General features: G+C 47.8%; 17 protein-coding genes. 13 read left to right on the top strand and 4 right to left on the bottom strand.

Annotated elements, in window-relative coordinates:
• The first annotated feature begins 2 nt into the window (after positions 1-2).
• The 7 genes from B2M23_RS02455 to B2M23_RS02425 all read left to right on the top strand — a co-directional run bounded on the left by B2M23_RS02455 (position 3) and on the right by B2M23_RS02425 (position 8,035).
• Entirely contained in the window at positions 3-977 is a 975-nt protein-coding gene (locus tag B2M23_RS02455; RefSeq protein WP_038353205.1) for a carbohydrate ABC transporter permease, read from the top strand.
• 9 nt (positions 978-986) lie between these two features.
• On the top strand, positions 987-1,820 hold the full coding sequence (locus tag B2M23_RS02450) for a carbohydrate ABC transporter permease (RefSeq protein WP_038353204.1): 834 nt from the start codon (positions 987-989) through the stop codon (positions 1,818-1,820).
• A gap of 3 nt (positions 1,821-1,823) precedes the next feature.
• On the top strand, positions 1,824-2,567 hold the full coding sequence (locus tag B2M23_RS02445; protein WP_052237355.1) for a tyrosine-protein phosphatase: 744 nt from the start codon (positions 1,824-1,826) through the stop codon (positions 2,565-2,567).
• A gap of 3 nt (positions 2,568-2,570) precedes the next feature.
• On the top strand, positions 2,571-3,605 hold the full coding sequence (locus tag B2M23_RS02440) for an ABC transporter ATP-binding protein (RefSeq protein ID WP_038353203.1): 1,035 nt from the start codon (positions 2,571-2,573) through the stop codon (positions 3,603-3,605).
• A gap of 188 nt (positions 3,606-3,793) precedes the next feature.
• Positions 3,794-5,392, top strand: coding sequence for a ClC family H(+)/Cl(-) exchange transporter (locus B2M23_RS02435; protein WP_081571074.1), 1,599 nt, complete (start codon positions 3,794-3,796; stop codon positions 5,390-5,392).
• 74 nt (positions 5,393-5,466) lie between these two features.
• Positions 5,467-6,996, top strand: a complete 1,530-nt coding sequence (locus B2M23_RS02430; protein WP_038353202.1) for an aryl-sulfate sulfotransferase — start codon at positions 5,467-5,469, stop codon at positions 6,994-6,996.
• Between the two features lie 178 nt (positions 6,997-7,174).
• Positions 7,175-8,035, top strand: a complete 861-nt coding sequence (locus B2M23_RS02425) for a Cof-type HAD-IIB family hydrolase (RefSeq protein ID WP_038353201.1) — start codon at positions 7,175-7,177, stop codon at positions 8,033-8,035.
• A gap of 128 nt (positions 8,036-8,163) precedes the next feature.
• On the opposite strand, the gene B2M23_RS21655 is transcribed toward B2M23_RS02425, so the two are convergent.
• Positions 8,164-8,298, bottom strand: a complete 135-nt coding sequence (locus tag B2M23_RS21655) for a hypothetical protein (RefSeq protein WP_278286445.1) — start codon at positions 8,296-8,298, stop codon at positions 8,164-8,166.
• A 101-nt stretch (positions 8,299-8,399) separates the two neighbouring features.
• Here B2M23_RS21655 and B2M23_RS02420 point away from each other — a divergent pair, with 101 nt between their 5' ends.
• The 6 genes from B2M23_RS02420 to B2M23_RS02395 all read left to right on the top strand — a co-directional run bounded on the left by B2M23_RS02420 (position 8,400) and on the right by B2M23_RS02395 (position 12,381).
• Positions 8,400-9,941, top strand: coding sequence for an ABC-F family ATP-binding cassette domain-containing protein (locus B2M23_RS02420; RefSeq protein WP_038353459.1), 1,542 nt, complete (start codon positions 8,400-8,402; stop codon positions 9,939-9,941).
• 92 nt (positions 9,942-10,033) lie between these two features.
• Positions 10,034-10,516: a DUF6530 family protein gene (locus B2M23_RS02415; protein WP_038353200.1), complete on the top strand. Its 483-nt coding sequence runs from the start codon at positions 10,034-10,036 to the stop codon at positions 10,514-10,516.
• Position 10,517: 1 nt separating this feature from the next.
• Positions 10,518-10,874, top strand: a complete 357-nt coding sequence (locus B2M23_RS02410; protein ID WP_013382656.1) for a GIY-YIG nuclease family protein — start codon at positions 10,518-10,520, stop codon at positions 10,872-10,874.
• Position 10,875: 1 nt separating this feature from the next.
• Positions 10,876-11,310 (top strand): N-acetyltransferase, encoded by a 435-nt coding sequence (locus tag B2M23_RS02405; protein WP_038353199.1) that lies wholly within the window; start codon positions 10,876-10,878, stop codon positions 11,308-11,310.
• Positions 11,307-11,666 (top strand): arsenate reductase family protein, encoded by a 360-nt coding sequence (locus B2M23_RS02400; RefSeq protein WP_038353198.1) that lies wholly within the window; start codon positions 11,307-11,309, stop codon positions 11,664-11,666. Before B2M23_RS02405 ends, B2M23_RS02400 begins: the two co-directional genes overlap by 4 nt.
• Position 11,667: 1 nt before the next feature.
• Positions 11,668-12,381, top strand: coding sequence for a radical SAM protein (locus B2M23_RS02395; protein ID WP_038353197.1), 714 nt, complete (start codon positions 11,668-11,670; stop codon positions 12,379-12,381).
• Between the two features lies 1 nt (position 12,382).
• Here B2M23_RS02395 and B2M23_RS02390 read toward each other — a convergent pair whose 3' ends face one another.
• The 3 genes from B2M23_RS02390 to B2M23_RS02380 are packed head-to-tail and all read right to left on the bottom strand — an operon-like array spanning position 12,383 to position 13,941.
• Positions 12,383-12,838 (bottom strand): YaiI/YqxD family protein, encoded by a 456-nt coding sequence (locus tag B2M23_RS02390; RefSeq protein WP_038353196.1) that lies wholly within the window; start codon positions 12,836-12,838, stop codon positions 12,383-12,385.
• Positions 12,839-12,841: 3 nt separating this feature from the next.
• Positions 12,842-13,330: a hypothetical protein gene (locus B2M23_RS02385; protein ID WP_038353195.1), complete on the bottom strand. Its 489-nt coding sequence runs from the start codon at positions 13,328-13,330 to the stop codon at positions 12,842-12,844.
• Between the two features lie 2 nt (positions 13,331-13,332).
• Positions 13,333-13,941: a TVP38/TMEM64 family protein gene (locus B2M23_RS02380; protein ID WP_038353194.1), complete on the bottom strand. Its 609-nt coding sequence runs from the start codon at positions 13,939-13,941 to the stop codon at positions 13,333-13,335.
• Positions 13,942-14,101 lie beyond the last annotated feature (160 nt).

Here is a 14,101-nt window from a genome sequence, read left to right as displayed (position 1 = left end):
AGATGAAAAATTTTTTAAAGCTTCCGGCCCAGGTTTATACCCTGGCGCCGGATATTGAAAGGGCAGGGGAGCGGATAAAGCCAAGGCCAAAATTTAAGTTTAACTATAAACCCTGGCTGTTTTTGCTGCCCGCTCTTGTGCTCATTGCCTTCTGGCTCTACAGGCCTCTGGCAGAGACTGTCTATTACGCCTTTCACAGCTGGGGCATGGTGCCGGGAACCATGCCGAGGTTTGTAGGTATCTCCAATTTTACCAAGCTGCTGACCAGCAAGGATTTCTTTACCTCCATTGGAAACACTGTCTTTTATATCGTTGGCCTGCTGCCTTTCTCAGTGATTATTCCGCTGTTTCTGGCGTCTGCCACCAATGACCTTCCTTCAAAAGCCAAGAATTTTTACCGCGCCCTGTTCTTTATTCCCATGATTATGGCGCCGGTTGCCACAGCCACCATCTGGCGCTGGCTGCTGAACCCCAGCAGCGGACTCATCAATCAGCTCATCGTGGGTCTGGGAATCAGTGATACCAACATCTCCTTTTTCCTGACAGAAGGCGTGGCGCGCATGACGATTCTGCTCATCACAGGCTGGAAAATGATTGGTTTCAGCACCTTGATGTTTTCGGCGGCACTGACAGGGATTAACCGGGATTACTTTGAGGCGGCCCGTCTTGACGGAGCCTCCAAGCTGCGCCAGTTTACGACTATTACCCTGCCGCTGATCTCGCCCACTGTCATTTTTATGCTGATGATGAGTATTCTCTTTGCCAGCCAGTGGACCTTCGCCTACATCGATCTGCTGACGCAGGGAGGCCCGTACGGTACCACCACCAATATTTACTATGAGATGTACAAGTATGGCTTTTCATCCCTGAATGTGGGCATGAGCTCAGCCTCGGCGGTAATCTTCTTTATTATTTTCGGGATCATCGCCCTGCTGTTAAACCGGCTTTCGGCCAGGTTTGTATTTTATGATAATTAGGAGGCATCTATGAAAGCAACAACCATAAAAGCCAGCCGCAAGGCCTCGGCCGGAGTAAAGCACGCGCTGCTGATCCTGCTCAGCTTTATCGCGGTGTTTCCCCTGTACTGGATGATTGTCTCCTCCTTTAAAAATGAAGCGGAGATTTTTGGCTCGGCACTGCTGCCCGCAGCGCCGACCTTCAATAATTATATCTATGCCTTTCAGAGTATGCCTATCTGGCGGATGCTTGGCAATTCGATTGTCATGTCGGTCTTGATGACGACGCTACAGCTGTGCACTAGCCTGCTGGCGGCCTATGCGCTGACACGTTGGGATTTCAAAGGTAAAAAGCTGATCTACGGGCTGCTGAGCCTATGCTGGCTCATACCTGTTCAGGCCATCATGATTCCCAACTATGTGACCATTGTCAATATGGGGCTGAAGGAAAACCTGCTGGGAATTGTGCTGCCGACAGCGGCCACAGCCTTTGCGATTCTGAATCTCTTTCAGGTTTTTGAGGCCTTTCCCAAAGCGCTCATCGACGCAGCCCGCATGGACGGCGACAGTGAGTGGGGAATTCTGAGCCGCGTTATCCTGCCAAATATTAAGGCTTCTGTAGCCTCCCTGGGAATTTTACTGTTTATCAATTCCTGGAACGATTATATGTGGCCTATGCTCATTACATCAAAGCTGGAGAATGCCCCAATACAGATTGGCCTGCGGACTTTTGTCAGCTCAGACACCAATATGTGGGGGGCTTTGATGGCAGCCACTACAATTTCATGTATTCCCATTCTGCTGCTCTATCTTTTTATGCAGCGGCAGATTGTCGACTCTTTTGTGAAATGGGGGATTAAGTAAACAATGCTTGACTATAAAGAATACCAGATCGAATTGGATGGATGTCATAATTTTCGAGATCTCGGCGGTTTTCCAGGGACAGACGGCGCTACCTGTTATGAGGTAGCCTACCGGGCGGACGCTCTGGGTGAGCTGTCTGAGCGGGATGTTACCTGCATGAAGGATTTGGGAATATCCACAATCATTGACCTGAGAACGCCAGAGGAGCGGAGCGCAGTGCCGGACGTGATAGCTTCAGATGCGGATTTTGACTATATTACACTGTCCCTTATGAACCAGAGCGCGGCTGATTTAGAGGATATCACACAACTGCCAACACTGACGGAATTATACATTGACCTGCTGGAAAACCAGCCCGCTGGATTTAAAAAAATTGGTCAGATTATTTTAAATGCGCCCGGCGGCGTGGTGTTCCACTGCACTGCGGGTAAAGACCGAACCGGAGTGACCGCAGCGCTGCTGCTGGGACTTGCGGGCGTAGACCGGCGGCTCATAGTGGACAGCTACGCTAAAAGTGCAGAGCTCATGCGTGAAAAATTTCGGCGGATGCAGCCTCCGGGGCTCCAGAAAAGTGAGGCGATGGACCTGGTGGCAGCGCGGCTTTTGGGTTCAGAACCCGAATATATGGAAAAAACGCTGGACTATCTGGAACGGTATTTCAAAAGCGCGAGACAGTATTTTCTGGAAGCCGGCCTTTCTGCCGGAGAGACAGAAGACCTGAAGGAAAGGCTTGTGAGAGGAGTATAAAGCATGGGAAAAATAGCGATAGAGCATCTCGTGAAGGATTTTAACAAAACCAAGGTATTAAAGGATATCTCTCTGGAAATTGAGGATGGCTCCTTTACAATTCTGTTGGGGCCATCGGGCTGCGGAAAATCAACGCTGCTCCGGATTATCGCAGGTCTTGAGACGCCTACCTCCGGCGGGCTTTTCATCGACGATAAAGATGTGACCGACAGCGAGCCGAAGGACCGGGAGATCGCCATGGTTTTTCAGAATTATGCCCTTTATCCCCATATGAGCGTTTTTAAAAATGTGGAGTATGGACTGAAGATTAAGAAAATCCCAAAGGAGGAACGCCGAAAAATGGTGGACGACGTCTTGAAGATGGTTGATCTGTCGGACCAGGCAGAAAAACTGCCTGCCCAGATGTCCGGCGGACAGCGGCAGCGTGTGGCGCTGGCCCGGGCCATTGTCAAAGACCCGCGGGTTTTTCTCATGGATGAGCCTTTGTCCAATCTGGACGCTAAGCTAAGAACTCAGATGCGCTTTGAGCTCATCGAAATGTATAAAAAGGTCAAAAACACCTTTTTATACGTCACTCATGACCAGGTTGAGGCAATGTCCATGGGTACTTATATCGTGGTCATGAACCAGGGGGAGATTATGCAGAAGGGAACCCCGAAGGAGATATACACCAACCCTGCCAATCTCTTTGTGGCGCAGTTTATCGGCGCGCCGCCCACCAATATCATTGACATGAATCACTTTTATCTTGGTGTACGTCCGGAAAATATTAAAATCGGAAGTGCCGGAAGGAAGGATGCCTTCCGGCTGCCAGCCTCTGTCCTGTCAAAAGAAGAGCTGGGCGGAGAGTCCATCTATCATCTTGAGACGCGCTTTGGCAAGGTTAATGTCAAGACGCCGACCTGCTGGAATACCCTGCCGCCACAGGTGGAACTGGCCTTTGATCGCAGTGACGCCATGCTGTTCGGAAAAGACGGCAGCCGCATGGGCGTGACGGGTGACGAGGTACAGGCGCTTGAGAATATGCTGGCGTCTTAGTAAAAAAGCTTAACACACATTTCTTTTCCTTATTTCAAGAGGCAGTCCCGGTGAACCGGCGGCGGCCTCTTATTTTTGTATTAAATTTTTTAAGAAAAACCATTTATAGAAGGCGTAAAAAGTCCTCAATATTTGTATATTTTTTCAAATTATGGTAAACTTATAAAGATTTCTAAGGAAATTTAAAGGTGAGAGAAGTGTTTAAGCCTGTTGAGAACAGCACAGAAAATTTAATAGCCCATACGCGTAATATGAAATACCTCTTGGCTATGGAGGGGATATTTGTCGGTATGATCGCAGGCGGTATCGCGATTATCTACCGGCTGGCCCTGAACTTTTCAGAGAAGAACATGAGCTTTATTTTATCCTACGCGGGTGAACACCACTGGGCCATTGCGGCATGGTTTGCCGCCCTTATCGTTATGGCGGTAATTGTCGGGAGAATGGTCAAGTGGGAGCCGATGATCTCAGGAAGCGGTATTCCCCAGGTAGAAGGGGAGCTTCAGGGATATTTTGAAGAGCCCTGGCTCAAAGTTATCATCGGAAAATTAGTAGGGGGGATTCTCTGCATTATTGGGGGGTTATCCCTGGGGCGTGAAGGCCCGTCTGTGCAGCTTGGCGCCATGGGTGGCAAGGGCTTTTCGAGGATTTTTAAACGCCTTAACATTGAAGAACGCTACCTGATGACCTGCGGGGCAAGCGCAGGGCTGGCAGCGGCATTTAACGCGCCGCTGGCAGGCATTATGTTTGCTCTGGAGGAGGTTCACAAAAACTTCTCAGCAACCGTACTTTTTTCTGCCATGACGGCTTCCGTCACTGCAGACTTTGTTTCAAAATATGTTTTTGGCCTGGGTTCGGTATTTCAGTTTCGGGTAGACTCCTCGATTCCGCTGAAATACTATGGCTTTATCATTCTTTTGGGAATTATTCTGGGAGCAGGCGGCGCTTTTTACAATAAGGTGCTGGCAGGTACCCAGGATTTATACGCCAGGATGACCTTTTTAAAAGCTGAATTCCGTCCGGTTATCCCATTTTTAATGGCTGGGATTCTGGGCCTTACGCTGCCCCAGGTATTGGGCGGCGGACACATGATGATCGAGCTTCTGGCGCCGGGTAATCTGCCCCTGACCATGATCCTGCTGCTGCTGGTGGTGAAGTTTATTTTTTCCATGTTCAGCTTTGGTTCCGGTGCGCCGGGCGGTATCTTTTTTCCTCTTTTAGTTTTGGGCGCGTACATCGGTGGATTTTATGGCATGGTCGTTGTCCGGGGAATGGGGATGGACCCGCAGCTCATCAATAATTTTATCATTCTGGCAATGGCCGGTTACTTTACTGCCATTGTCCGCGCGCCTATTACAGGAATCGTCCTGATTTCTGAGATGACTGGCTCCTTTACCCATCTGCTGTCTTTGTCGGTTGTCGCCATCACTGCTGAGATCACTGCGGCAGCGCTTAAATCTGAACCGGTCTATGAAATGCTGCTTGACCGTATTGTCGCGAGACGCGGTGAAGAGCCAGTTCCGGAAACCAGCAACAAAACGCTGATCGCTGTCTCTGTACACCACAGCTGCGGTCTGGTCGGAAAGCGTATCTGGGAAATTCAATGGCCGGAGAATTGCCTGCTGGTGGCTATCCGAAGGGGAGAAAAAGAACTGATCCCCAAGGGTGACACTAAAATAAGGCCAAGCGACACCATTGTGGCTCTGGCAAATGAGACAGACCTGAACAGGGTAAATACAGAGCTGCACGCTCTATGTGAGGAAGCGCCTGCCGCCGGCAACGGCTGATTTTCAAGCGGGTGTTACATATACAAGTAGAACATTGATATCAATATTATCGGAAGTGATTGAGGAGGTAAACTATGAACAAATCAGCAAAGGTTCTCGCAGTGGCTGCGGGCCTGGCGCTTGTGCTTATCATTATGGTCAGCGTGGCTCTGGCGTATGCCGGAAGAGACATTACGCTGCTGCAGGACAGAATTGTTCACATCAGCGTGAACGGCTATGCGGTGGAGATTCCGCTTAATGAGGACGGGGCAACCTATGATATTCCCAGCCTTACAACGGAACGTGAAAATGAGTTTATTCTGATGAACGATGCCGGAGCATCCATTGAGGTCAATGAGGCAAAGCTCCAGACCAATAAAAAAGCAAAGGTAACCGTCAAGAAAATCGACAGCAATGAAGTGCTGGAGATGGTCGTAACCAACGGTAAAGATACCCGCACGATTTACTTGAGAACCCTTTCCAAGCAGCTGCCGGAAATGCTGGCGACTGGCCAGAGCCCTTACGAAGGCGATTTTTATGTGACAGACACCGAAAAAGCCGCCATGTATAAGCTGGACCAGAACGGCAATGTTACCTGGTATGTGGCCCTGACCCCAGAACAGGCTGACGGTAAAATCTTCACAGATTTCAGACAGCATAAGCTGGAAAACGGCGATATCCGCTACAGCTACCAGATCGTTGACCCGGACGTCAGCACAATGGGTCTGACAGATTATCTGCCGGGAACACGTGTGGTTCTTGATGAAAAATACAAGGAAGTTAAACGTGACGGCGCCCGTATCTCTTTGCTGGACCCGAATGAAACCAATCACGATAAAAAGGTTATGGGTGACCCGGTCGATGGGCATGACTTTGTTCTTCTTGGGGATAAAAACTGGATTACGGAATCCTATGTGGCAGAAACTGTGGATAATATTCCAGCGGAATTAAATCCCAATCCTCTTGGCTCAAAGGTAGTGGCAGCGGTTATTCAGGAAGTCAAGGACGGGAAACCGGTCTTTACCTGGAAATCCACTGATCATCCGGAGTTGTACGCGCTCAGCGAAAAGGGCAATGATTTTGCGAACAGCAATATGAAACCTCAGGACTATCTGCATATCAATGCCATGATACTGGACCCGTCAGACAATAATCTGATCGTATCTTTTAAAAACGCCAATACCATTGCGAAAATCGACCGCAGCACCGGGGACATTCTCTGGAAGCTCTCGGGCAAGGGTGATGAATTTGGCCTGGCCGATCATCAGAAAACCTCTGGCCAGAGCAGTCTCTCCTTAACCGACGATGGCTATTTGGTTGTCTTTGACAATGGCCAGAGCACTGGAAAAACCCGTGTGCTCAAATATAAGCTTGATGAAACCAACAAAAAAGTTATTGATTTTAAAGAATACAGCATGGATGGATACACTTCCTCCGAATTTGGAAGCGCCCAGAAGGTTGACAACGAGAAGGATGCTTATGTCATTGGATGGGGGGTCAACGGAGCGAACCAGCCCGTACTTACCGAAATGAATTTTACCGACAATAAAAAGCTTTTGGAAGTCGTGTTCCCAAACGGCGAACATACCTTCAAGGTTCAGAAATTTGACAAAGTAGAAAACTGATAAAAAGCAGGCTGACGCCTGCTTTTTTTAATGTCTGTTTGTCTATTTCCATTTGTTGTGAAAAGGTTTGATGTAAACTGGCAACGGTTTTCAGCCGTTTTTTAACAAAAATCGGCTTCTTATTATCAGGGAAAAGTGATAGAATCATGGTGGAATAAAAATCAAGGAGAACAAAGCGATGGGAATTAAATTAGTAGCATTGGATATGGATGGCACCACGCTTCAGAGTGATATTACACTGGCGCGCGAGACAATCGTAACCATTGAAAAGGCCGTCAGCCAGGGAATCATTGTCGTGCCGACAACCGGACGAGTGTTTGGAGAGCTGCCTGAAGAGATTACAGACATCGATGGGGTCTCCTACGCCATTACATCAAACGGTGCGCAGGTAACAGACTTGAACCGTAAGAGGACTCTTTATGAAAATCCCCTGACAAAGCAGGATTTAGATACAGTGCTGAAGGTGCTCAGGCAATATGATCTGATGATCGAGGCCTATGTGGGCGGAAGAACCATTGTGATCGAGGACTGCATGAAAGATCTCAGCAGGTTTCATGTACCCGAGGCCTATTGGGATTTCTTCAGGGAAACCCGTCACACCATAGCTGATCCCGAAGACTATTTTGATTTTTTATACAGCCATTCTGTTGAAAAGTTCAACATCTTTTTCAGCCATATGGAAAACCGGAGTGAGCTTAAAGCTGTTCTTGAGAATACCACGGATCTGACCATCACATCAGCTGTGGAAAACAATCTGGAAATCAACAACCCGACAGCCAATAAATGGGACGGATTAAAGCATTTGTGCCGCCACCTGAATATTAAAAGTACCGAGGTCATGGCCATGGGCGACAGCAACAATGACTATGAAATGCTCAAGCATGCCGGGTTGGCCGTAGCCATGGAGAATGGCATTGACCGTGTTAAGGAAATTTCAGATTTTATTACAAAAACCAATGACGAGCACGGCGTAGCCTATGCGCTGGAAAAGTTTATTCTTAACCCCAAAGCAGATAAACGTCAGGAACTGGCAAGCTGAAGTTGACAAAAATCTGAATTGGGAGTATAATCAATACCGTTCGATTTTAGCGAAGGAAATTTTTATCATGACACTTACAATTGCAAAGGCTCCGAACAAATGGATAACGATGAGACATTGTGCGGAGCTTAATCCGGAGGCATAGCCTCCATCAGTTCATCGGTCAAAAGTGCTATCAGGCGGCCCCGGGCAGCTTTGTTTTGTGCGCACTTTTTACCGGAGGGCAGCAATTTAGGATAACGGGCTGTGGATGATGTTTTCATCCGCAGCCTTTTTGTTTGGAGCGGGAGAAAACCCCTCAGGCAGAGAGCGCTGTGCGCTCTCTTTTTTATTGGAATTTTTATATTTGAAAGGAATGATCACAATGAGTTTACTGGAAGTAAAAAATCTGTCTCACAGCTATGGAGACAAGGTATTATATCACGACGCCTCCTTTGAGTTGTACAATGGAGAGCATATGGGGCTGGTCGGGCAAAATGGTGCGGGAAAGAGTACTCTGATCAAAACCCTGATTGGGGAAGTCATCCCGGATGACGGCCTGATCAAATGGTTCCCAAAGGCCTCTGTAGGGCATCTGGACCAGTATGCCCAGGTAGATGCGGGCATTACAGTCTTTGAGTATCTGAAACAGGCCTACGCCGATTTATACAGGATGGAGGAGCGGTTAAACGGCCTGTACGAAAAAATGGTGGAGGATACCAGCGAAAAGCTGATCAACCAGGCGGCCAATTTGCAGGAAACCCTGGAGGACCGGGATTTCTATGCCATTGAAAGCCATATTTACCGTGTGGCGGCGGGGCTTGGCATTACGGCCATCGGTATGGATAAAATTCTTGAAAAGCTGAGCGGCGGGCAGCGCGCAAAAGTCATTCTGGCAAAGCTGCTTCTCGAGAAGCCAGAAGTGCTGCTTCTGGATGAGCCCACCAACTTTTTGGATAAAGAGCATGTAGAATGGCTGGCGAAATATCTCACGAGCTTTGAAGGCGCTTTTATTCTTGTATCCCATGATTTTGATTTTCTGGATCAGGTAACCACCTGTATCGGGGATATCGAGTTTGGCACCATTACCAAGTACCAGGGTAACTACAGCGCCTTTCTGAAACAGAAGGGACAGAAACGGGAAGAATATATCAGGCAGTATGAAAGCCAGAAAAAACTCATCGAACGGACTGAGGAATATATTGCAAAGAATAAAGTGCGGGCCTCCACCGCGGCCATGGCCAAAAGCCGCCAGAAAAAACTGGATAAAATCGAACGTATGGCACCGCCGACCGGCCTCACCAAGCCGGTGATCCGTTTTAAATCCACTGGAATCACCGCGCAGCGGATTCTGGAGGTTAAGGATCTGGAAGTGGGGTATTACTATCCCTTACTGCCAAAACTGCACTTTGTGCTGGAGCAGAACCAGCGGGTGGTCATTACCGGCTTTAATGGTATCGGCAAATCGACGCTGCTGAAAACCCTGATTGGTGAAATTTCGCCCATCTCTGGAAGTTTTGAGTTTGCGAGAAATGTGGTCATTGGCTATTATGAACAGGATTTGAAATGGGATAGAGAGGGGCAGACGCCGTTGGAAATCATTACGGAAGCGTTTCCGAAGCTGTCGCAGAAGCAGACACGCTCTGCCCTGTCGCGCTGTGGCGTCAAGGCCGAGCATGTTCTCCAGCCCATCACCACCCTGAGCGGCGGTGAGCAGTCCCGGGTAAAGCTCTGCAAGCTTACCCTGTCGCCCTGCAACCTGTTGATTCTTGACGAACCCACCAACCATTTGGATTATCTGGCAAAGGAAAGCCTTCAGGAAGCATTGCAGGATTTTGACGGCACCGTTATTTTGGTATCTCACGAAGCCGCCTTTTATCGGGATTGGGCCGATAAGGTGGTAGAGATTGAGAAGATGGGTTTTTAAGAAACTTGACAAATTCTAAATTGTGCGTATAATTGGAAGTAGTAAATTACTAAATTTAGTAATTTACTAAATAAAATTTAAGGATAAACAGTATGAAGATACCAACACATTTAAAACATAAGCCTGTTATTGAGGTTGAAAACTATGAGGAAATTGATGGAAGAAAGGCCTATGACAGTGATGCCAAAGGCCTTTCACTGGGGCTGGCCCAGTGGAATGACCGGGGACGAGTGGACGCTTCCGCCAAGGTATGGCGTTACACCGGAGAAAAATGGTCACGGCAGTCTGAGGAACTGCCCCTGCACCGGGTTATCGATCTGGCCATACTGATCTGCCGGACAGAACAGTATTTCAGAGAAGATTCCTACCGCCACGATAAGCTTTATGATCCGGAAAATCCGGTGATCGACCGAGTAGGACTTCAGGGAGACGCCATGACCATCGCAGTCGATACAGACAATGAAATGATTGATGCGGACATTAAGCTTTTTGCGCAGGCATTGGCGGAAGACGGCGAGCTTTTAGGTGAGCGGCTGACAACGCTGTCGCGCATTTTAAAAGAAATGGGGTATTAAAATGAATATGGACCGTAAAAAGGAACTGAAAGAAGAATATAAAAATTACCGTCCGGAAATGGGGCTGTTTGTTATCCGTCATATTGAAACAGGCAAAGCATTTTTAGAGGCGACAAACAATATTAAAGGAAAGATCAACAGTGATGTTTTTCAGCTGAATATGGAAACCTTTATGCGTAATCGTGACCTGAACAAGGACTGGAAACGCTTTGGAAAGGACGCCTTTGAAGTGGTGGTCCTAGAAAAGCTGGAATATGATGAGGATGATCAGGGCGGTAAAGACTACAGCGACGAGCTGGAAATGCTCTATGGCGAGTGGCAGCGCAAGCTTCGCTCAGAGGGAACGGAGCTGTACTGAAATGATCCGCAAAATGACTGAAGCAGACCTTGAACGGGTCATGGAAATCTGGCTGGACGCCTGTATTAAAGGGCAGTCTTTTATTCCGGAGGATTACTGGAGACGTCACGCCGAAGTGGTGGAAAAGGATTATATTCCCCAGTCCGAAGTTTATGTGAATGAACAGGATAATGCGGTCAACGGTTTTATCGCTGTGGTTGGAGGCCGTCATATTGGTGCTCTGTTTGTCGATCCAGACTGCTGGCATCAGGGCATTGGCCGTGGGCTGATGGAATACGCCCTCGAGCATTACAAAGGAATGATCACACTGGCCGCCTATGCGAAAAATAGCCGGGCAGTCAATTTTTACAGGCAGATGGGTTTTGAAGTAAAGGAAGAAGAAATTGAAGTCGAGAGTGGCTGCCGTGAGTATATAATGCAAGGAGAAAGTAAATGAAACCTATTTTTTTATGTTACCCTAAATGCTCAACCTGTCAGAAAGCTAAACGATTTTTAGAAGCCCAAGGGGTGGATTATGAGCTGCGGGATATTGTGGAGGAAAATCCTACAAAAGAGGAATTGCTGAAGTGGATGGAGCTTTACAGCGGAGAACCAAAAAAATTTTTTAACGTAAGCGGCATGGCCTACCGGGAGCTGGCGCTGAAGGACAAGGTGAAAACCATGACCCGGGAAGAAATGGCGAAGGTACTGTCCACCAACGGTATGCTTGTTAAAAGGCCAGAGCTGATCTTTGAAGATAAAGTGCTTGTAGGCTTTAAAGAAGAAGAATGGGCTGCTGCGCTGGGGCTTTAAAATGAAGTTTGAGGAACGCTACAGCCGGCTGCCTGAAGACGCCCTGCCCCAGGAGATCGTTCTGCTCATGGGCCGGGGGTGCTTCTGGAAAAAGTGCAGCTTCTGTGACTACCATATGGACAGCGGGCCGGATTCGGAATCTGTTTCATTGAACGGCCGCGTATTAGAACAGGTTACAGGTGAGTTTAGCCGTCTTGTGGTGCTTAATTCAGGCTCATACTTTGAACTGCCAGAGGCAACCCAAAAAAGGGTGCTTGAGATCTGCCGTCAAAGGAAAATCCGGCATCTGCATATGGAAAGCCACTGGCTCCTTCATGAAAAAACACGAGTCTTAAAGGATGAACTGGCCAAAGAGGGCATTTTACTTCATCCGCGCATTGGCATTGAGACTTTTGACGAACAATACCGGGAAGCGGTTATGCACAAGGGGATAGGCTATAACCGGGCACCTTCCGCCATTGCGGAAATTTATGATGAATGCTGCCTGCTTTTCGGCATGGCCGGCCAGTCGCCAGAACAGTTTGAGGAAGATATTGCCATCGCTGTAAAGTATTTTTCACGCGTCTATGTCAATATTTTTAATGATAACAGCACTGCTGTAAAGGCCGACTCGGAGCTGATCCGCTGGTTTACCGGATACAGCCTGCCCAAACTGAAAAAAGACCCCAAAATCTGTGTGTTGATGAATAACACCGATCTTGGGGTGGGTGATTAAATTATTCCTGAATCAGCTCAACAGGTGCCACAAAGGTCATCAGCATCCGTTTAAAAACGGCGTCGTCTTCCGGCGTCCGTTTTTTTATTTTGGCAGCGTGTCCTGCCTGGCGCTGTTTTTGATTTAAAAAGCGCTGATAAAGCAGCTCGTCAATATTTGCAGTGCTGTACACAAAGCCGGAAGGGCTGAGCACCGCCGTGACCTTTTCAAGAACAAGGGCAGCCAAGCCATAGTCGTGGGTTATGATAATGTCCTGTGGTTCAGCCATACCGGCAATTTTATAGTCGCTGGCGTCCCGGCCCTGATCTACCCGGATAACCTCACAGTCGTCGTCGCCCTCAAGGTCGTGGGATGTGTCGGCGACCATCAACAGCGGAATTTGATAAGAGACAGCGGTCTCTTCGCAGATCGTCCGGACGCCTTTAGGACAGGCGTCACCATCAATAATTATGCGCATATTTCATTCCTCCTTTTGGTTAAACGCAGCCAGCTCTACAGATAAATCCGATGGGGAGCGCGTTTTGAAGTTCCAGATATTCATACTGAAGTAATAATAATTAACGTATTCGGCGATTGAGAAAAACAACAGGATCAGCCCAAAAAGGTTAAAGGGAACAAATAATGCGCTCCGGTCTGCGAACAGCAGCACCAATAAAAACAAGGGATAAAGCCCTATCACAACGGGTGTAACCCGTTTGAGCAGGGAAAAAATCCGAAGAACAGCTGTCCGGTTGACCGATTTGCCAGAGGCAGCCTGGTCACGGTACAGCCAGTAGCCACAGCCCTGGAGTAAAGTAAAAATTAAGACGGCCCCCGGCAAAATGAGACGGATATCAAGGCCGCCCTCCAAAGTGGTGGAGAGAAGGTATACCAGATAGCCGCAGACCACCATGGTTGCCAGTTCACTGAGGAACAGCCGGTGACACTGTTTGGCGTCTTTATTGTCCATATTTAAGAAGGATCTCCTTTGTGTTTTTTACTGTTTTCAAGATAGTTCTCCATTCGTTTTTTGTTAAAAATCAACACGCCGGCAAAAATACCGTACAGCCCGAGGACAACAACCAGACGAACCGGGTTATCCTGCATGATACCTGCTCCCATAAGAGTTGTCATCAAAAATCCTGGGGTACGCCCCAGCAGGGCAATCAGTATGAAGCTTTTAAAATTCATTTTGGTAAGACCGGCCAGATAACAGAAAATATCATCAGGAAAGCCGGGAAACAGAAAGATTAAAAACAAAACCATGTTCAGCCGGGAGTCACGGATGCTGTCCAGCTTATCTGTCCATTTGGATGGAACACATTTTAAAATAACCGGGCGTCCCAGCTTTTTCGCAATGCCAAAGGCAGCGGCGGTTCCGATCATAATACCTGCTTCACTGAGCAGAAAGCCCTTTATCCAGCCGAAAAGCGCGCCACCCACCAAAGTAGTCGTGCCGCCAGGGATCGGCGCAATAATGACCTGGAGAATCTGAAATAAAAAATAAATAAACGGTGTCCAGCCGCCAAAGCTGAGCAGCCACTGCTTGACAGCATCCACCGACTCTAAGTATTCGAGCATTTCACTGTCCTTTAATTGTATTTTACCATAATTATCCGCCTGCTGTCTTTATTTAATCTAAATTTGTCGGCTGCGAACCATTTTTGAAAAAATTAGAGAAATAAGGATTGACAAATGCATGCTTTGCCATTATAATTATTAAATGTGCTTACAATAAAAT

The organism is Eubacterium limosum, assembly GCF_000807675.2.
GTDB classification, from domain to species: domain Bacteria; phylum Bacillota; class Clostridia; order Eubacteriales; family Eubacteriaceae; genus Eubacterium; species Eubacterium limosum.
Note: the sequence above shows the minus strand (reverse complement) of the source record. Positions and strands in the feature narration are given on the sequence as shown.

Coding starts and splice junctions, on each gene's coding strand:
- B2M23_RS21655 (WP_278286445.1), bottom strand. CDS start 8,298: ATGAAAACATCATCCACAGCCCGTTATCCTAAATTGCTGCCCTCCGGT.
- B2M23_RS02390 (WP_038353196.1), bottom strand. CDS start 12,838: ATGCGCATAATTATTGATGGTGACGCCTGTCCTAAAGGCGTCCGGACG.
- B2M23_RS02400 (WP_038353198.1), top strand. CDS start 11,307: ATGAAACCTATTTTTTTATGTTACCCTAAATGCTCAACCTGTCAGAAA.
- B2M23_RS02425 (WP_038353201.1), top strand. CDS start 7,175: ATGGGAATTAAATTAGTAGCATTGGATATGGATGGCACCACGCTTCAG.
- B2M23_RS02415 (WP_038353200.1), top strand. CDS start 10,034: ATGAAGATACCAACACATTTAAAACATAAGCCTGTTATTGAGGTTGAA.
- B2M23_RS02410 (WP_013382656.1), top strand. CDS start 10,518: ATGAATATGGACCGTAAAAAGGAACTGAAAGAAGAATATAAAAATTAC.
- B2M23_RS02430 (WP_038353202.1), top strand. CDS start 5,467: ATGAACAAATCAGCAAAGGTTCTCGCAGTGGCTGCGGGCCTGGCGCTT.
- B2M23_RS02420 (WP_038353459.1), top strand. CDS start 8,400: ATGAGTTTACTGGAAGTAAAAAATCTGTCTCACAGCTATGGAGACAAG.
- B2M23_RS02450 (WP_038353204.1), top strand. CDS start 987: ATGAAAGCAACAACCATAAAAGCCAGCCGCAAGGCCTCGGCCGGAGTA.
- B2M23_RS02380 (WP_038353194.1), bottom strand. CDS start 13,941: ATGCTCGAATACTTAGAGTCGGTGGATGCTGTCAAGCAGTGGCTGCTC.
- B2M23_RS02395 (WP_038353197.1), top strand. CDS start 11,668: ATGAAGTTTGAGGAACGCTACAGCCGGCTGCCTGAAGACGCCCTGCCC.
- B2M23_RS02455 (WP_038353205.1), top strand. CDS start 3: ATGAAAAATTTTTTAAAGCTTCCGGCCCAGGTTTATACCCTGGCGCCG.
- B2M23_RS02405 (WP_038353199.1), top strand. CDS start 10,876: ATGATCCGCAAAATGACTGAAGCAGACCTTGAACGGGTCATGGAAATC.
- B2M23_RS02385 (WP_038353195.1), bottom strand. CDS start 13,330: ATGGACAATAAAGACGCCAAACAGTGTCACCGGCTGTTCCTCAGTGAA.
- B2M23_RS02440 (WP_038353203.1), top strand. CDS start 2,571: ATGGGAAAAATAGCGATAGAGCATCTCGTGAAGGATTTTAACAAAACC.
- B2M23_RS02445 (WP_052237355.1), top strand. CDS start 1,824: ATGCTTGACTATAAAGAATACCAGATCGAATTGGATGGATGTCATAAT.